Below are 14882 nucleotides of genomic sequence, written 5' to 3'. Positions count from 1 at the left end.
GGGACGTAAGTGGTAGACCGTTCGTTAGGCAAACGTATATTTACAGTCATTAATAGCCTGATCTTTATCTTATTTTCGCTAAGCTGTATCATTCCGATGGTTCATGTATTGGCGATTTCGCTTAGTAAGAGTACGGCAGTTACAGCCGGGAAGGTTACTTTCTGGCCCGTGCAATTCTCGACGAAGTCGTACGAATATATCCTTAAAAACTCCGAGTTCTGGCATGCGATGGGTATTTCCGTGGAGCGTGTCATTCTCGGTGTCTCGATTAGCATGATTCTGACCATCTTGGCTGCGTACCCGCTGTCGAAGGGAAAGCTCCACTTCAAGCATCAATCGTTCTTCGCTTGGTATCTTGTTGTGACGATGCTCTTCTCGGGCGGTCTCGTGCCATCCTATATGATTGTTAGAAATACGCACTTGCTTGATACGATCTGGGCGCTCGTTATCCCAAGCGCAATCTCCGTCTTCAACGTGCTTCTCTTGTCGAACTTCTTCCGGAATATTCCGAAGGAAGTTGAAGAGTCCGCGTTCATTGACGGCGCGGGTCACGTCCGTATTCTGGTGTCGCTGTACTTGCAGCTGTCGATGCCGATTATCGCAACGCTGGTCGTGTTCGCGGCGGTTACGCACTGGAACGCATGGTTCGACGGTATTATCTACATGAGCAATCAGAAGAGCTATCCGCTGCAGTCTTACCTGCAGACGATTCTTCTCGATTCCAACTCAAGGGTTATTACGAGAGAGAATGCGGAGCTGATGAGCCGCGTATCCGACCGTACCATTAAAGCATCGCAGGTGTTTATCGCCGCGATTCCGATCTTGTTCGTATATCCGTTCATGCAGAAGTATTTCGTCTCCGGCATGATGATCGGTGCAGTTAAAGAATAGTTCTTCAAGGGCAAGAAGCTGACTTCTATTACAGGGGTCGGCTTTTTGTTTTTTCTGTTTTTATAGCTGATGCTGTCGAACGTGATCGAAAATGGTTACAATGAGAAGAGTGCTTATGGGAGGAGGTGTTGATGATGATTGCTGGAGCTGTCGCGCGCAGGTGGAGGATACTGCTTGTCACCTTGCTATGTGCCAGCGTGATTCTTCAGATCACCGCTTGCAAGCGTACGGAGGAAGAGCAGCCACCGAAGATTGTGAATGAGCTGCCAGTCAGCGTTCCGCCGACGACTACGAATAATAATAATAATAATTCAACTTCGATTACCAATAATACCCCCATTACGTTGACCGTCTACGTGGATATGCCCTGGTTCTGGGTCGATTCGTTCACTGGGCCGATACCGGAAGAACTGACGAAGCGGACAGGTGTGAAGCTGAACATCATCCGCAGTATGGATACGAAAGAGCTGCCTGCCATGCTGGCTAGAGGCGATTTGCCGGATATCATCTATTCGGATCGGCTAGCTGACCGGCTGGCAACGAAAGAAACGAGCTATGCGTGGGACTTATTAATGAATGCCTATACGCCGAAATTCGTTGTCTCGGACGAGGAGAAGCGGCTGAACGCTTCGTCGGACGGGCATTTCTATACAATCCGCAATTACTACCAGAGGGAAGTCGACATGTTTAATCCGTATGCGGTTGCAGGGCCGGGGACGGCTGCGCTTACCATTCGCGACGACATGATGAAGCAGCTCGGCAGCCCGCCGCTACATACGTTGGCGGATTTGGAGCAGATTCTGCTTGGGGTGAAAGCCAAGTATCCGAGTATGATTCCGCTCTTGCTGGATGAAAATTCGCAGTGGAGCAAGTATTTCAAAGAGCGGTTCGGCGTGGAAGGCTTATATCAGCATGATGGCAAGGTTCAGAGCCAGCTTCGGAATCCGAAGACGCTGGACTATTATTTGTTTCTGAACCGGCTGTACAGAGAAGGGCTTATTCTGCCGGAGAACTTTACGTTCAACCACGAGCAATATATCGAGAAGCGCGATACGGGCGCGGCTTTCGCCTTCATTCGTAATGTGTACGATGCGAATTCGGCGAACAGCGCCTATAAGGCTGCGGGTATGAGCGCCCACGCCAAGCTGGTTACCTCGCCGCTGTCAGACTCCTTCGTACATGTGAACGATACGAGCGGCTGGGCCGGCACATATGTAACGAAGAAGAGCCGTTACCCAGATGTGGCGATCCGGCTGCTGCAATATCTGCGGAGCGAGGAAGGGCAGCGCTTGATGGCTTGGGGCATCGAAGGGGTGCACTGGCATATGTCAGAGGAGGGCTACCCGGTCTTTGAGAAGCAGTTTCTGCAGGACAAGTATGCGAGCTATGAACAGTGGGTACAGAAGTACGGCGTCGCGGTTTGGGCATTCGGCGTACACGGCAATATTGCGAATCAAGCATCCTATGACCCTGCCCAGCCGGAAATGATGGAGGCGCTACGCGTAGAGAAGGAACACACGGTCTACGAGCCGCTGCTCGCGCGCGTTAATCCGCCGTCCGATACGAAGGAGGCGGGCATCGCGGGAGAAGTGGATGCCCTCATTAGCAGTGAGCAGACAAACGTTATACTGGCGGATACGCAGGAAGCATGCGTGGCGCAATTTAATTTGATGGTGAGCAAGGCGGAGGAGCTTGGCCTCTCGAAGCTCGAGAAGTGGATGAGCAGCAAGTATGCGGCGATATCGCAGAAATAGAAGGTGGCACTGCCCACTGGCCACCTGAAAGCTGACGGCCGATATACGATCTCTCAGCTCCAGAAGCAGCTCGCTCAAAAAAATAACGGACTCCAGAAGCGCTATTTCCCATTTTTTCTGCCTAAAGTGGCTGAATTCATCGGAATAAACGTCGCTGGAGTCCGTTACATTTTCAAAAGCGCTTAGCCGCGGGCACCGCACACTGGCGGACAAAAATCATGAAGGATTCGATTGGCTATACTCCCCGAACTGGCGCGGGGTCATGCCGGTATGCTTCTTGAACACTTTATAGAAGTGCCGCGGATTCTCGAAGCCGGTCAGAACCGCTACCTCGCTCAGCGGCAAATTCGGACGCTTCACGATGAGCTCCTTCGCTTTCACAACCCGCAGCTGATGGATGTACGCGAGAACGTTCATGCCGGTCTCCTTCTTGAACAGGTAGCTGACATAGTTCGGATGGAGGCCGACCTGCTCTGCCACGGAGCTAAGCGACAGATCGGTCTGATAATTCGTTTCAATATACTCGAGCATTTGTTTGCCGGCATCCGGCTTGTCCATTTCGGCAGGGAAGCTGTCTTCGCTGAGTTCCACTTCCCCTTCATCCTCATGGTCGCTTTGCAGATCAAGCTCCGCTTGAATTTGCTCGCCAATCTTGGTGAGCAGCTCACCGAGCTGTTCATCGTTAATCGGCTTCAGCAAATAATCGATGACCTTCAAGCGCAGCGCGCTTCGGGCATAAGAGAAATCATCATAGCCAGTCAGAATAATGAATCTGCCGCATAGATCTTCGTTCTGGGCGACTTGAATGAACTCGAGTCCGTTCATCTGCGGCATATTAATATCCGTCATGACGAGGTCTGCCGGATGCTGGCGCAAATCCTCAAGTGCTTCCTCTGCGCTTGAGACTCCTGCAATTTCATGAAACGGCAGGTCAAGCGCCTTTACCTTGCGCAGCAGACCCCTCAGAATCGGCGCTTCATCTTCTACAATTAACAGCCTCATTATGATTCCCCCTTTCTCGGGATGTACAAGGCAACGGTCGTCCCTTCCCCGAGCTCACTTGTAATCCTTAGCCCGTAGGCTTGCCCGAATTTGCTGATCATTCGTTCATGCACATTCATGACTCCGATGCCGCCGGGCTTCTCGGATTCTTGCGGCCTAATCTCGCCATCTAACTTGCGCCTCAGCATCTCTAGCTGCTCCGGCGTCATGCCGACGCCATTGTCACGAATTTCGACGATGGCAAGCTCGCCTTCGAGCCATGCTTCAATATGCAGAACCCCGGTCTTGCTGCGCTTCGAGATGCCATGAATGATTGCATTTTCGACGAGCGGCTGAATGATAAATCGTGGGCACTCCCGCAGAAGCAGTGCTTGATCCCGAACGATGATATCGTACTGCAGCCGCTCCTCCATACGCACCTTGTAAATTTCCAAATAACTGCGAATATGCGATAGCTCATCCTTCAGTGTCGCATGACTGCTTCGCGATAAGCTGTAACGGATCGACTGTCCGAGCGCATAGAGCATCTTCGCAACGTCGGGGTCCTCGTTCTCCTCGGCAGCCATCCGGATCGCTTCAAGCCCGTTGTAGATAAAATGCGGATTGATCTGCGCTTGAAGGGCCAAGTAAGCCGCTTCCTTCTGCCTGAGCTGCGAGATGTCGATCTTGCTCATCAGCTCGTCATTGCGCGTAATCATCGTATTATACGACGAGACGAGGAAGGCGATCTCATCGCTGCCGCGATCTTCATCGTAGCGTGCGAGCAGGTTCGTGCGCATGTGTCGTCCAAGCTTCAGAATACGCTGAACGACTGTAGAGAAGGTGACGAAGTAAGCGCCGGATAGAATAACGAGCAGCGCTGCAATGACAAGTACATACCATCTCACGAGACTATTCGTCCGTTGGAAGAGCTCGTCCGTTGGCGTAAGCGCCATAATGGTCGCCGACATCTTCGGCACCTGGAATTTGTTCATCAGCAGCTCTCCGCCGGATGCTTCGAAGTACTGATACGGCCGCGGCATCTTAATCGAAGAGAGGATCTGCTCTTGATCGCCTGCGGTAAGCGGCATGTCAGGCTTTGAGACCGTGACAAGATTCGTGCCGAGCACGTTGCTCTTATCGGTAACATAGAAATAATGCGCATTCGCGCCGCTCGGGTCATTCGAATGGAGCAGGCTGCTGACAAAATTCCGCTTAAGACGAATCTCCAGAATACCGATCTCCTGCGTGAAATCCTCATTATACAGCTTCTTATAATACGTCAGCAGAAGCGCATCCGGGCTCTTATCGACGATCTGCTGCAGCCAGTAGCCTTCGCCAAGCTTCAGCTTGTCCACTTCGGGAGCAATGCTGCTGGCGTTGTCAACGATGCTGGCACCGAGGTTCAGCACCTTCGGGTTCATTTTGTACACGCGGATTCGGTCAATGTACGTTGAGCTATTCTTATAGAAGGAGAACAGTGGCACGAGGTCCTTCAAGTAGACGTATACCTGCTCGGACGCCGTCGTATAGTTGCCGGAGAGCAAGCCGCTTAAGGTACGGTTCGTCTGGAACATGTCGTGAATCATCTCGATCTGACTTAAGTTCATCAGGAAAGTGGAGCCGACCTGCTGAATAAGGTATTCACGGTTCGTGGCGTAATCCTTCACGGCATTATTATGAAGCTGTTTATAATACAACGAGCCAATGAGCAGCGTCGGGAGCAAAATAATGACGACATAGCCGATAATCATTTTCTGCGCGAGCCCAACTCGGAATTTGCGAAACTTGCGAAACATGCATTCACCTTCTTAGCTGTAAGCGAATCTTTCGTACCTCATTATAAAGGACTTTTCCGTGAATATACAGAGACTGCCTTCGCGGCGGCGTCAATATGCGCTTTATTAAGTTTTTCTCATCATTTTCTCAGAAACGGGCGTGAACGGCGAGGGCCTAAGGACTCGGTGCTCATTGAAAAATAGTGGGAGTTTTCGCTGTGTTATAGTGTTTCTAGGCAAGCGAGGCAAAGCGATTCCTAACCTACAAATACAGACATCAGGAGGAACTTACACATGACAACAACAACTAACAATAAACGTTTCAATGCTAAAATGATCGGTATCACGCTGGGCGTATTCGTAGCGATTGGCGGAAGCATGCTCGCAGCACCAGGCACAACGCACGCGGCGACAACTTCCAAGACGACGGCAACGACGACGACAACGACGACGACAACGACAACAGCCTCTAAAGAAGCTGCGACGGGAACAAGCTTGGTGGATAAAATTATTGCGACAGGCGAACAATATCTAGGCGTACAATATAAATTCGGCGCTAAATCCGGCATCACGAGCGCATTCGACTGCTCTTCATTCATGCAATATATCTTTAAAGAGAACGGCATCGATCTGCCGCGTTCGTCCAGGCAGCAAGCGCTGGTAGGCACGCCGGTAAAGAAAGCGGATCTGCAACCGGGTGACCTCGTGTTCACGGACACGAACAAAGACGGCAAAATCAATCACGTAAGCCTCTACATCGGCGACGACAAGCTGCTGCAGACGTATCGCGTCGGCGTCGGCGTGACGATTTCTGATTTTAAAGGAAGCGCCTGGGACCGTACTTTCGTTACGGCACGTCGTGTTCTTGATAATGGCAGCGAGACTGGCACAGGTACTGACAATGGTTCTGATGTGAACGTCGGTGGCGACACAGGTTCTGGCACAGACACGGGCACTGATTCGGGTACTGCCAATGAAGTGACGAGCACGGTTGATCAGGTCAAATCCGATGCAGCGAACAACGATGGATATCACACGGACAAGCCTTATTACCGCAATAACCGGTAATGTTTTGTTAATCATATGAACTTTTTTTTAAAAGCGGTCGTATCCCAATGCTTTCAAGGGATGCTACCGCTTTTTTATTTGGGAGGATTCGAGTATAATTCAGTAGATAAACTATGAATCTAGTGAAATGTTTCGATAGGTTATTGTAATTCCGAGTATTCCGATGTATAATTCAAATTAACAAAATAACACGCATCATTTCTGAAGGGGCTGACAGCATGATTAGAAAAAGAAGTTTATCCGTAGTAATTGTTTTAGCCGTATTGACACTCGTAATTAGCGCGTGCGGCGGAAATTCAGCGAACAATAATTCGACTGAGAATTCGAATAAAGGCTCGAATGTAACGAACACTGGCACTGCAAACAGCGGCGACGCAGCGACGGACACATCGACTGACGCTTCGCAGCCGAAAGACGGCGGCAACCTAATTATTGCTGTAGCTGCTGACCCTGATGTACTTAACCCAATCTACGCCGGCGACCGCGTTAGCTTGACGATTGACCAAGCGCTGTACGCACCTTTGTTCCAAATCAATAACGGCAAGAAAACATACTACTTGGCAGACAGCCTGACGCCATCTGCTGATAACCTCTCTTATACATTGAAGCTGAAGAGCGGCCTTACTTGGCACGACGGCCAACCGTTGACTGCTGATGACGTTGTCTTCACATTCGATAAAATTCTCGACAAGAACCAGAACAGCTTCTTCCGCGATTACCTCGTATTCGGAGATAAGCAGGTTCAAGTAACGAAAGTCGACGATCTGACGGTAGAATTCAAGCTGCCGCAAGTTAACCCAGCTTTCGAAGCAACACTTGTACAGCTGACGCCGATTCCGAAGCATATTTTCGAGAAAGAAACAGATATTCAGAAGAGCACGAAGAACGCGGCACCAGTTGGTTCCGGTCCGTTCAAGTTCAAAGAGTACAAAACAGGCGAGTATGTAACGCTTGAGCGCTTCGATAACTATTTCGAAGGCAAGCCGCATCTTGATTCCATCACGTACCGCGTTGCAAAAGACACGAATGCTGCTAACCTTGCCCTTCAGAACGGCGAGATTAACGTGAAATACCTGGATCCACAAGACGTTTCGACGATTGAAGGCACTGGCAAGTTCGACATCATGCCATACGCTGAAGGCCGTCTGTCCTACCTCGCATTCAACGAGAACAGCGACATTGGCGTGCTAAAGAAGAAAGAAGTTCGTCAAGCAATTGGCTATGCTTTGAACCGTGAAGAGGTTATCCAAGCTGCATATGCTTCCGCAGACTATGCAGATCCGGCTCACTCGGTCCTGACGCCTGATACGCTGTACCACACGAATGATGTACCAACGTTCGATAACGACGTTGCGAAAGCGAAAGAGCTTCTGCAAACAGCAGGCGTTAGCAACCTGAAGCTGCGCTTCATCGTAACGGCTGGCAATAAAGTACAAGAAGCAATCTCCCTATACACGCAACAGAAGCTGAAAGAAATCGGCATTGACGTTGAGGTGCAAAGCTTGGATTCATCCGCATTCGGCGCGAAAGCTTACGATCCGAAAGCAACTGACTTCGATCTGTTTGTTGGCGGATATATTATGGGCTCCGATCCTGATGCATACAGCGTGCTGTACACAACAAACGGCTCGTACAACTCCTTCCACTACGGAAATGCAGAAGCAGACGGCTTGTGGAAACAAGGCTCGACTGAAGCTGACACAACAAAACGTGGTGAAGTTTACAAGAAGATCCAAGAAATTATCGCTGGTGATGCTGCAATTTACCCAATCGGCTACACGAAAACAATCGTTGCATTCGACAAGCAATTTGGCGGTGTGGACGAAGCGGTTCTGAAGCCGGTCGTAATCTTTGAAGATCCGGCAAAACTGTACTTTAAATAAGAAAAATTTCAAAAAATAAGCTGGGTGACACCAGCTTATTTTTTGCTACACAAAGCAGGGAGACTTCACGAATGAGACAACTCATCGCCAGACGTTTGCTGCAGACGATACCGATGCTGTTTTTCGTATCGATTGTCTGCTTTGCTATGATTAAGATGGCGCCGGGCGATCCGGTGCTTAACTTTGTTACACCGAGCATGCACGCGGATGATATTGAACGCATCCGGCATAACCTAGGGCTTGATCAGCCGGCTTATGTTCAATACTTCCACTGGCTGAAGGAATGCTTGACTGGCAACTTGGGGTATTCCCTCGTCAATCATAAGCCGGTCATGGATCAAATTCTGGAGCGTTTGCCTGCTACCGCGGGCCTTATGGGCGTTTCGATTGCCATAGCTGTATTGCTTGCGATACCACTCGGGATGCTCGCAGGCGCATATCGGAACCGCTGGGTAGACAAGCTCGTTAATTTACTCGCCTATATCGGAATTTCGGTGCCTCTATTCTGGCTGGGTATTCTATTTATGTATTTCTTCGCCGTTAAATTCGGCTGGCTGCCAAGTATGGGAATGCACACGATTGGCAAGGATTCGGCGCTTGATGTCATTAAGCATGGCATTCTGCCTTGCTCGGTGCTGGCGATCAGCTTCCTGTCCAGCTATGTGCGTTATATTCGTTCCAGTACGATTGGCCAGCTGAAAGAAGATTATGTTCAAATTCAATATGCGTTCGGCTCGAATCAATATGCGATTCTGTTCCGGCATGTGACGAAGCACGTGCTGCTGCCTGTCATTACGCTTCTTGGGCTCTCGCTCGCTGAACTTGTCGCCGGTGCGATTGTTACGGAGACCGTATTCACTTGGCCGGGAATCGGCTCGCTCACGGTGACTGCTGCGAAGGGGATGGATTATCCGATTATAATGGGCGTTACACTATTTTCTGCCTTTATGCTCATGATCGGAAATCTGGCTGCCGACTTGCTGTACAGCGTAGCTGATCCAAGAATCAAACAGACGAGGTGACCTCATGAATCGCACCAAATGGAGAAATGTACGAAACGAGCTGTTTTCGAATAAATGGGGTATTGCGGCCGTCATTATTCTTGCTATCTTCGCGGTAGGTGCCGCATTGGCTTTTTTATCTCCTTATGATCCGAATAAATTGAATGTACTTGAGCGTCTGCAGGGGCCCGGTGCGGCACATTGGTTTGGCACTGATGATTATGGTCGTGATTACTTCTCGCGCGCGCTCTATGGCGGCCGTGTATCGCTGATGGTCGGAGTCACTTCCATGCTGCTCGCAACAACGATCGGCGTCGTTATTGGCGTCGTGAGCGGCTACTTTGGCGGATGGCTAGACAATGTGCTCATGCGGGCAGTCGAAGTGTTCATGTCGATCCCGTCGTTCCTGCTGCTGCTCTTGCTCAGCATTTTCTTGAAGCCGAGCGTAAGCGGCATCGTTGTCATTATTGCATTATTAATGTGGATGAGCATTGCCCGAATTATTAGAGCGGAGACGATGAGCGTGAAGGAACGGGAGTTTGTGCTCTATGCGAGAGCTTCCGGCCAGAGCTCGCTTGGTATTATCATCAAGCATATTCTGCCGAACCTGATGCCTGTTATCATCGTTGGCTCATCGAATTTGGTTGGCTCCGCAATTATGCTTGAATCTTCCCTTAGCTTCCTCGGCTTCGGGGTGCAGCTGCCGAAAGCAACGTGGGGCAGCATGCTGAACAATGCGCAGGGTTTTCTCGGAAACGCGCCATACTTGGCGGTTTTCCCAGGTTTATTTATATTGTTAACGGTTCTGAGTTTCAACGTGCTCGGTGATATTCTTCGTATCGGCTTCGAGCCGAAGCTGAACCGGCGCTAAGCGGTGGACATAAAGGAGTGAACACAGATGGCAGAACGGCTCTTGTCCGTCGAAAATTTGAAAGTATCGTTCTTTACCCGCGATGGCGAGAATCAAGCGGTTCGCGGCGTAAGTTTTCATATTGATGCAGGCGAGACGGTTGGCATCGTTGGTGAATCCGGCAGTGGCAAAAGCGTCACGGCCAAAGCGCTCATGGCGCTCACGCCTCCACCGGGCAAGATGGTCGAGGGTGATATCAAGTTTCGCGGCGAGTCATTGTCGAGCCTCTCGGAGAAGGATTGGCGCAAGCTGCGCGGCAACCAGATTGCAATGGTGTTTCAGGACCCGATGACGGCGCTGAATCCCGTTCAGAAGATCGGCAAGCAGATGGTGGAGGTCATTCGCCGCCATCGTGGTCTTGGGCAATCGGCGGCACTGCGCGAAGCCATTGAGATGCTGCGCCAAGTTGGCATTCCGGAGCCGGAGCGGCGCGTGAACCAATATCCGCATGAGTTCAGCGGCGGCATGCGCCAGCGCGTTATGATCGCGATGGCGCTCTCCTGCCAGCCGGAGCTGCTTATTGCGGATGAGCCGACGACGGCGCTCGATGTGACGATTCAGGCGCAAATTCTGGATTTGTTAAGGCAGCTCAAGGAGCGCTCGAACACAGCAGTTGCGCTGATCACGCATGATCTTGGCGTTGTGGCGCAGGTATGCAGCCGCGTCGTCGTCATGTACGGCGGCATGGTGATGGAGGAAGGCACGGTAGAGGACATCTTCTATCGTCCGAAGCATCCGTATACGCAGGGCTTGCTTCGCTCCCTGCCGAAACGGGAGAGCGGCTTCAAGGAGCGGCTCGTGCCGATTGACGGCACGCCACCGAATCTGCTCAACCCGCCGCCAGGCTGCCCGTTCATGGAGCGCTGCCCACATGCATCGGCGCGCTGTGCGGAGCTGCCGAAGGTGACGGAAGTATCGCCGAGCCACCGGTATATGTGCTGGTTAGCAGAAGGTGGAGAGGAGGCGCTGCAAGATGAGCGAGCATGAATGGCTGGTTGATGTGCGCAATTTGAAGAAGCATTTTACGAAGGGCCGGGATATTTGGGGCCGGCCGACGGAGGTGCTGAAAGCCGTTGATGGCGTCAGCTTTCAGATTAAGCGCGGCGAGACGTTCGGTCTCGTCGGCGAGTCCGGCAGCGGCAAGTCTACTGTTGGTCGCTGTCTGCTTCGGCTCTATGACTATACATCCGGTGAAGTACACTTTGATGGACATAATCTGTCCGCGCTGGGCGAGCGTCAGCTGAAGCCGTTCCGCAGCCGCATTCAGTCGATCTTCCAAGATCCGTACTCATCGCTCAATCCGGGGATGAATGTGCTTGAGCTCATCGGGGAGCCGATGGATATTCATGGCTTGCAGCGCGGCGAGGAGCGCAAGGAATTCGTTGCTTCCCTGCTAGAGCGAGTGGGCTTAAAGCGCGAGCATCTGAATCGCTTCCCGCATGAATTCAGCGGCGGGCAGCGCCAGCGGATCAGCATTGCGCGGGCTTTATCTGTGCGACCGGATTTTGTCGTCTGTGACGAGCCGATCTCCGCACTCGACGTGTCCGTGCAGGCGCAGGTCATTAACATGCTTGAAGATTTACAGAGCGAATTTGGTCTGACCTACCTGTTCATCGCGCATGACCTGTCGATGGTGCGGCACATTTCTGACCGCATCGGCGTTATGTATGGCGGCCGCCTCGTCGAGGTAGCGCCAAGCGATGAGCTGTACGACAATCCGCTTCACCCGTATACGAAGGCGCTGCTATCTTCCATTCCGGTACCGGACCCTCACGTTGTGAGCGAGCGGGTAGAATGGGTCAGAGAAGCAGGCGCGGCGATTCCGGACTTGCGAGAAGTGAGCCCGGGACATTTTGTAGCATTGTGAGCAGGAGGAGGACGAGGGGATGACGGAAGTGAAAGAACGAGTGAAACTATCCCAATGGGATGCGCTGTTGATGGAATCTCTACGTGTGCTCGGCTGGTCGGATGACGAGATCATCCAGCGGACGCTGCAAGGCGAGCTGCCGAAGGATGACACGAGCATGTATCAGTTCAATTACGAGGAGCTAACGGCATTCGCGACGCAAGCTTCGGAGACATTCGAAGCGGCGGTGCGCACAGGCTACCAGATCAAGTACAATACGATCCGCGGCATTCGCAGCTGGATTCATATTGCGTACAAGCTGGAGCCGGAGCTCGTGCTCGATGCGGGCAATGAGTCGGTTATTGCGGAGCTTACCCTTGCGCAGAAGGAACGCCTCGCGTCCGTCTTGTCGCATGGCTGGGTCATTCAAGGCGAACATGCAGGCGCGGCTGAAGAAGCCTCGCGGTATGTGATTGTGCCGCAGGGCTAGGCTGGAGCTGCTCGTTGTTGTAGATATACAGTAAGGCGTCCTAATTAGGGCGCTTTTCTTTGTGTGTGGTCGGTTTTCTGCGGTACTCAGACGTCTAGCGAACTCCAGACGCGTTATTTGGCTGAAATCTGCCCATCTCCACCTGTAAAGAACCCCAGACGCGTTATTCGTAGCTAAATGAAGCAAAACTGCCAGATTCGGGTGCAATAAGGTTACTGAAGTTCGTTAGCGATTCGACGAGGCGGTTTCTGGACGAATAAGCGCATTACGATTCGTTAGAGGTAGCGGAGTGAGGAGGACGGCGGAGGAGGAGGTATGGGGAGACGGTTAAGGAAGGAGTTCCGCTCCGGCTCGTCTTCCCCATCCTACCCCTCCTTCTTCCGCACCGCTCCCGCACGGAACATCGTCGGCGTGACGCCTTCGGCGAGGCGGAATCGCTCGATGAAGTAGCTCGGCTGCGAGAAGCCGACCTCGAGCGCGATTTGCTTGACCGGCTTCGCCGTGGCCATCAGCATCTGCTTCGACAGCTCGATGCGTTGATGGTTTAAGTAGGTCAGCGGCGGAACGCCCATCTCTTCATGGAAAGTCCGGCTGAAGTACGCCGGGCTTATTTCGCATAGGTCCGCAAGCTTCTGCAAGGGCAGGCTGCGGGCGCAGTTCATGCGCATATATTCGGCTGCGCGCCGGATGCTTTGCGATAAGCTTCGCTCTCCGGAGGCGTTCAGGTCGGAGGCGTGCAGCAGCAGCTCCAGCATAAGCTCATACAGCAGAGCGGCTTGCTTCGGCACTTGCCTCGCGTCGTTCAGCCTCGCAGTCGTCCACAGCTCCTGCACGAGCGCCATAACCCGATCGTTTTCCCCGTACGAGAAAGCCCATACATCCCGCAACGTTTTGTCCCCCAGCAGACGGCTCATGCCTTCGCCAGCGAAATAGATCCACCATACCTCCCACGGATCATCGCCATTCGTGCCGAAATACTGCGGATGGCCGCCATAGAGAAAGCCCATTCCAGGCTTCAGCTGGACCGTCCCGTGCTCGGTCTGCATCCAGCCCGTGCCTCTTACAACGAAATGAACATTGTAGAAGCCCGGCTGATAGGTCGTACCGTCCACGGAATGCTCAGGCTCGTCTTGGATATGCCCAATGCCAAGCGGGAAGCCGGGGAAACGATCGAAATCCGGCCTTGCGGTAAAATGCGCATCATACACGGCTCTTGTCCCCTTATCGCAAAATATTGATATCAATCGCAAAAACGAGGTATCCTCTTCCTTTTATTAATAGTATATATTGAGTTTGTGTACAGGGAAAATAACAAAAACGATATATTCGGACAGGACAGTCATTATTAGGAGGGAGAAGTGCGGCAATGGAATATACGACGTTTGGCAGGACGGGACTTCGCGTATCCAAGCTTGGCCTCGGCGGCGCGCCGATCGGAGGCGATTTTCGGGATATTGATGAGGCGGAAATTGAACGAGTTGTGCATGAGTCGCTCGACCTCGGCATTAATTTTATCGACACGGCACCTCTCTACGGACTCGGCAAGTCGGAGGAGAGAATCGGCAGGGCACTCACTGGCGGACGAAGGGATAAAGTAGTGCTTGCGACAAAAGCGGTCCGGTACGATTTCCCCTACAATTATGAGAATGTCATCCGTTCGGCTGAAGAAAGTTTAAAGCGGTTAAAAACCGATTGCGTTGATCTTATGCAGCTGCATGATGTCGAGAAACAGCCGTTTGAGCTCATTATTAATGAGGCGATTCCGGCATTGCTGAAGCTGAAGGAGCAGGGCAAAATCCGCTTCCTCGGCGTCACTACCCGCGATCTGCCTCTGCTGAAGCGTTACATGGAGACAGGAGCCTTCGATGCGATCCAATTCTACGCCCGCTATATGCTGCTCGATTATTCTGCGGCGAATGAGATCATCCCTCTGGCAAGAGAGAACGATATCGCCATTATTAATGGCAGCGTGCTCGGCATGGGGCTGCTCGCCGAGTCGCCGGCCAAGTTTCTCGGTGAAGATATGCGTACCGAAGCAGCGAAACGGATGGAGAAGCTGTCGTTCCTGCGGCGCTCTGAGCCGAAAGGACTCATCGAGCCGGGCATGCGCTTCAGCTTGCAGAACCCTGATATTCATGTGACGCTGACGGGCACGGCTTCCAGTCGCTCGCTGCGCGCGAACGCTTCGTACTGCGACGGCGTCGGACTCGCGCCGGAGGACCACGAACGGGTGCTGTCACTTTTTGCGGATACTCCGTCCTTATTTGCGTGAGTTTACTC

The 14882-nt window shown here is 52.1% G+C and carries 13 protein-coding genes; 10 read left to right on the top strand and 3 right to left on the bottom strand.

Annotated features, from left to right (window positions below; all coding sequences use genetic code 11):
• Nucleotides 1-9 precede the first annotated feature (9 nt).
• Complete coding sequence (locus AC0LWF_RS17480) at nucleotides 10-891, top strand: carbohydrate ABC transporter permease (protein WP_474652821.1); 882 nt, start codon at nucleotides 10-12, stop codon at nucleotides 889-891.
• A 131-nt stretch (nucleotides 892-1022) separates the two neighbouring features.
• Nucleotides 1023-2645: a type 2 periplasmic-binding domain-containing protein gene (locus AC0LWF_RS17475; RefSeq protein WP_474652820.1), complete on the top strand. Its 1623-nt coding sequence runs from the start codon at nucleotides 1023-1025 to the stop codon at nucleotides 2643-2645.
• Nucleotides 2646-2861: 216 nt separating this feature from the next.
• Here the strand turns inward: AC0LWF_RS17475 and AC0LWF_RS17470 are convergent, their stop codons facing one another.
• Nucleotides 2862-3647 (bottom strand): response regulator transcription factor, encoded by a 786-nt coding sequence (locus tag AC0LWF_RS17470; RefSeq protein ID WP_474652819.1) that lies wholly within the window; start codon nucleotides 3645-3647, stop codon nucleotides 2862-2864.
• A complete protein-coding gene (locus AC0LWF_RS17465) occupies nucleotides 3647-5425 on the bottom strand; it encodes a sensor histidine kinase (protein WP_474652818.1) in 1779 nt (592 codons plus the stop codon). Before AC0LWF_RS17465 ends, AC0LWF_RS17470 begins: the two co-directional genes overlap by 1 nt.
• A 273-nt stretch (nucleotides 5426-5698) precedes the next feature.
• Here AC0LWF_RS17465 and AC0LWF_RS17460 point away from each other — a divergent pair, with 273 nt between their 5' ends.
• The 7 genes from AC0LWF_RS17460 to AC0LWF_RS17430 all read left to right on the top strand — a co-directional run bounded on the left by AC0LWF_RS17460 (nucleotide 5699) and on the right by AC0LWF_RS17430 (nucleotide 12602).
• Nucleotides 5699-6472 carry a C40 family peptidase gene (locus tag AC0LWF_RS17460; protein ID WP_474652817.1) on the top strand — a complete coding sequence of 258 codons (774 nt, stop codon included), beginning with the start codon at nucleotides 5699-5701 and terminating at the stop codon, nucleotides 6470-6472.
• A 218-nt stretch (nucleotides 6473-6690) separates the two neighbouring features.
• Nucleotides 6691-8355 (top strand): ABC transporter substrate-binding protein, encoded by a 1665-nt coding sequence (locus tag AC0LWF_RS17455; protein ID WP_474652816.1) that lies wholly within the window; start codon nucleotides 6691-6693, stop codon nucleotides 8353-8355.
• A gap of 71 nt (nucleotides 8356-8426) precedes the next feature.
• Nucleotides 8427-9377: an ABC transporter permease gene (locus AC0LWF_RS17450; RefSeq protein ID WP_474652815.1), complete on the top strand. Its 951-nt coding sequence runs from the start codon at nucleotides 8427-8429 to the stop codon at nucleotides 9375-9377.
• A 4-nt stretch (nucleotides 9378-9381) separates the two neighbouring features.
• Nucleotides 9382-10227, top strand: a complete 846-nt coding sequence (locus tag AC0LWF_RS17445; protein ID WP_474652814.1) for an ABC transporter permease — start codon at nucleotides 9382-9384, stop codon at nucleotides 10225-10227.
• A 27-nt stretch (nucleotides 10228-10254) separates the two neighbouring features.
• A complete protein-coding gene (locus AC0LWF_RS17440; RefSeq protein ID WP_474652813.1) occupies nucleotides 10255-11253 on the top strand; it encodes an ABC transporter ATP-binding protein in 999 nt (332 codons plus the stop codon).
• On the top strand, nucleotides 11240-12133 hold the full coding sequence (locus tag AC0LWF_RS17435; protein ID WP_474652812.1) for an ABC transporter ATP-binding protein: 894 nt from the start codon (nucleotides 11240-11242) through the stop codon (nucleotides 12131-12133). Before AC0LWF_RS17440 ends, AC0LWF_RS17435 begins: the two co-directional genes overlap by 14 nt.
• A gap of 19 nt (nucleotides 12134-12152) precedes the next feature.
• Entirely contained in the window at nucleotides 12153-12602 is a 450-nt protein-coding gene (locus AC0LWF_RS17430) for a hypothetical protein (protein WP_474652811.1), read from the top strand.
• Nucleotides 12603-12967: 365 nt separating this feature from the next.
• Here the strand turns inward: AC0LWF_RS17430 and AC0LWF_RS17425 are convergent, their stop codons facing one another.
• Nucleotides 12968-13810 (bottom strand): helix-turn-helix domain-containing protein, encoded by an 843-nt coding sequence (locus tag AC0LWF_RS17425; protein WP_474652810.1) that lies wholly within the window; start codon nucleotides 13808-13810, stop codon nucleotides 12968-12970.
• 158 nt (nucleotides 13811-13968) lie between these two features.
• Between AC0LWF_RS17425 and AC0LWF_RS17420 the strand changes: the two genes are divergently transcribed.
• A complete protein-coding gene (locus AC0LWF_RS17420) occupies nucleotides 13969-14874 on the top strand; it encodes an aldo/keto reductase (protein WP_474652809.1) in 906 nt (301 codons plus the stop codon).
• The last annotated feature ends 8 nt before the right edge of the window (nucleotides 14875-14882 follow it).

The sequence above is a fragment of the Paenibacillus sp. sgz302114 genome, assembly GCF_056120345.1.
The sequence above is the reverse complement of the archived record's forward strand: the minus strand, read 5'-3'. Positions and strand labels throughout refer to the sequence as shown.

Excerpts from the sequence above, each read along its gene's own strand:
- AC0LWF_RS17455 (WP_474652816.1), top strand. The coding sequence starts at position 6,691 with ATGATTAGAAAAAGAAGTTTATCCGTAGTAATTGTTTTAGCCGTATTG.
- AC0LWF_RS17445 (WP_474652814.1), top strand. The coding sequence starts at position 9,382 with ATGAATCGCACCAAATGGAGAAATGTACGAAACGAGCTGTTTTCGAAT.
- AC0LWF_RS17470 (WP_474652819.1), bottom strand. The coding sequence starts at position 3,647 with ATGAGGCTGTTAATTGTAGAAGATGAAGCGCCGATTCTGAGGGGTCTG.
- AC0LWF_RS17450 (WP_474652815.1), top strand. The coding sequence starts at position 8,427 with ATGAGACAACTCATCGCCAGACGTTTGCTGCAGACGATACCGATGCTG.
- AC0LWF_RS17430 (WP_474652811.1), top strand. The coding sequence starts at position 12,153 with ATGACGGAAGTGAAAGAACGAGTGAAACTATCCCAATGGGATGCGCTG.
- AC0LWF_RS17440 (WP_474652813.1), top strand. The coding sequence starts at position 10,255 with ATGGCAGAACGGCTCTTGTCCGTCGAAAATTTGAAAGTATCGTTCTTT.
- AC0LWF_RS17475 (WP_474652820.1), top strand. The coding sequence starts at position 1,023 with ATGATGATTGCTGGAGCTGTCGCGCGCAGGTGGAGGATACTGCTTGTC.
- AC0LWF_RS17435 (WP_474652812.1), top strand. The coding sequence starts at position 11,240 with ATGAGCGAGCATGAATGGCTGGTTGATGTGCGCAATTTGAAGAAGCAT.
- AC0LWF_RS17465 (WP_474652818.1), bottom strand. The coding sequence starts at position 5,425 with ATGTTTCGCAAGTTTCGCAAATTCCGAGTTGGGCTCGCGCAGAAAATG.
- AC0LWF_RS17420 (WP_474652809.1), top strand. The coding sequence starts at position 13,969 with ATGGAATATACGACGTTTGGCAGGACGGGACTTCGCGTATCCAAGCTT.
- AC0LWF_RS17460 (WP_474652817.1), top strand. The coding sequence starts at position 5,699 with ATGACAACAACAACTAACAATAAACGTTTCAATGCTAAAATGATCGGT.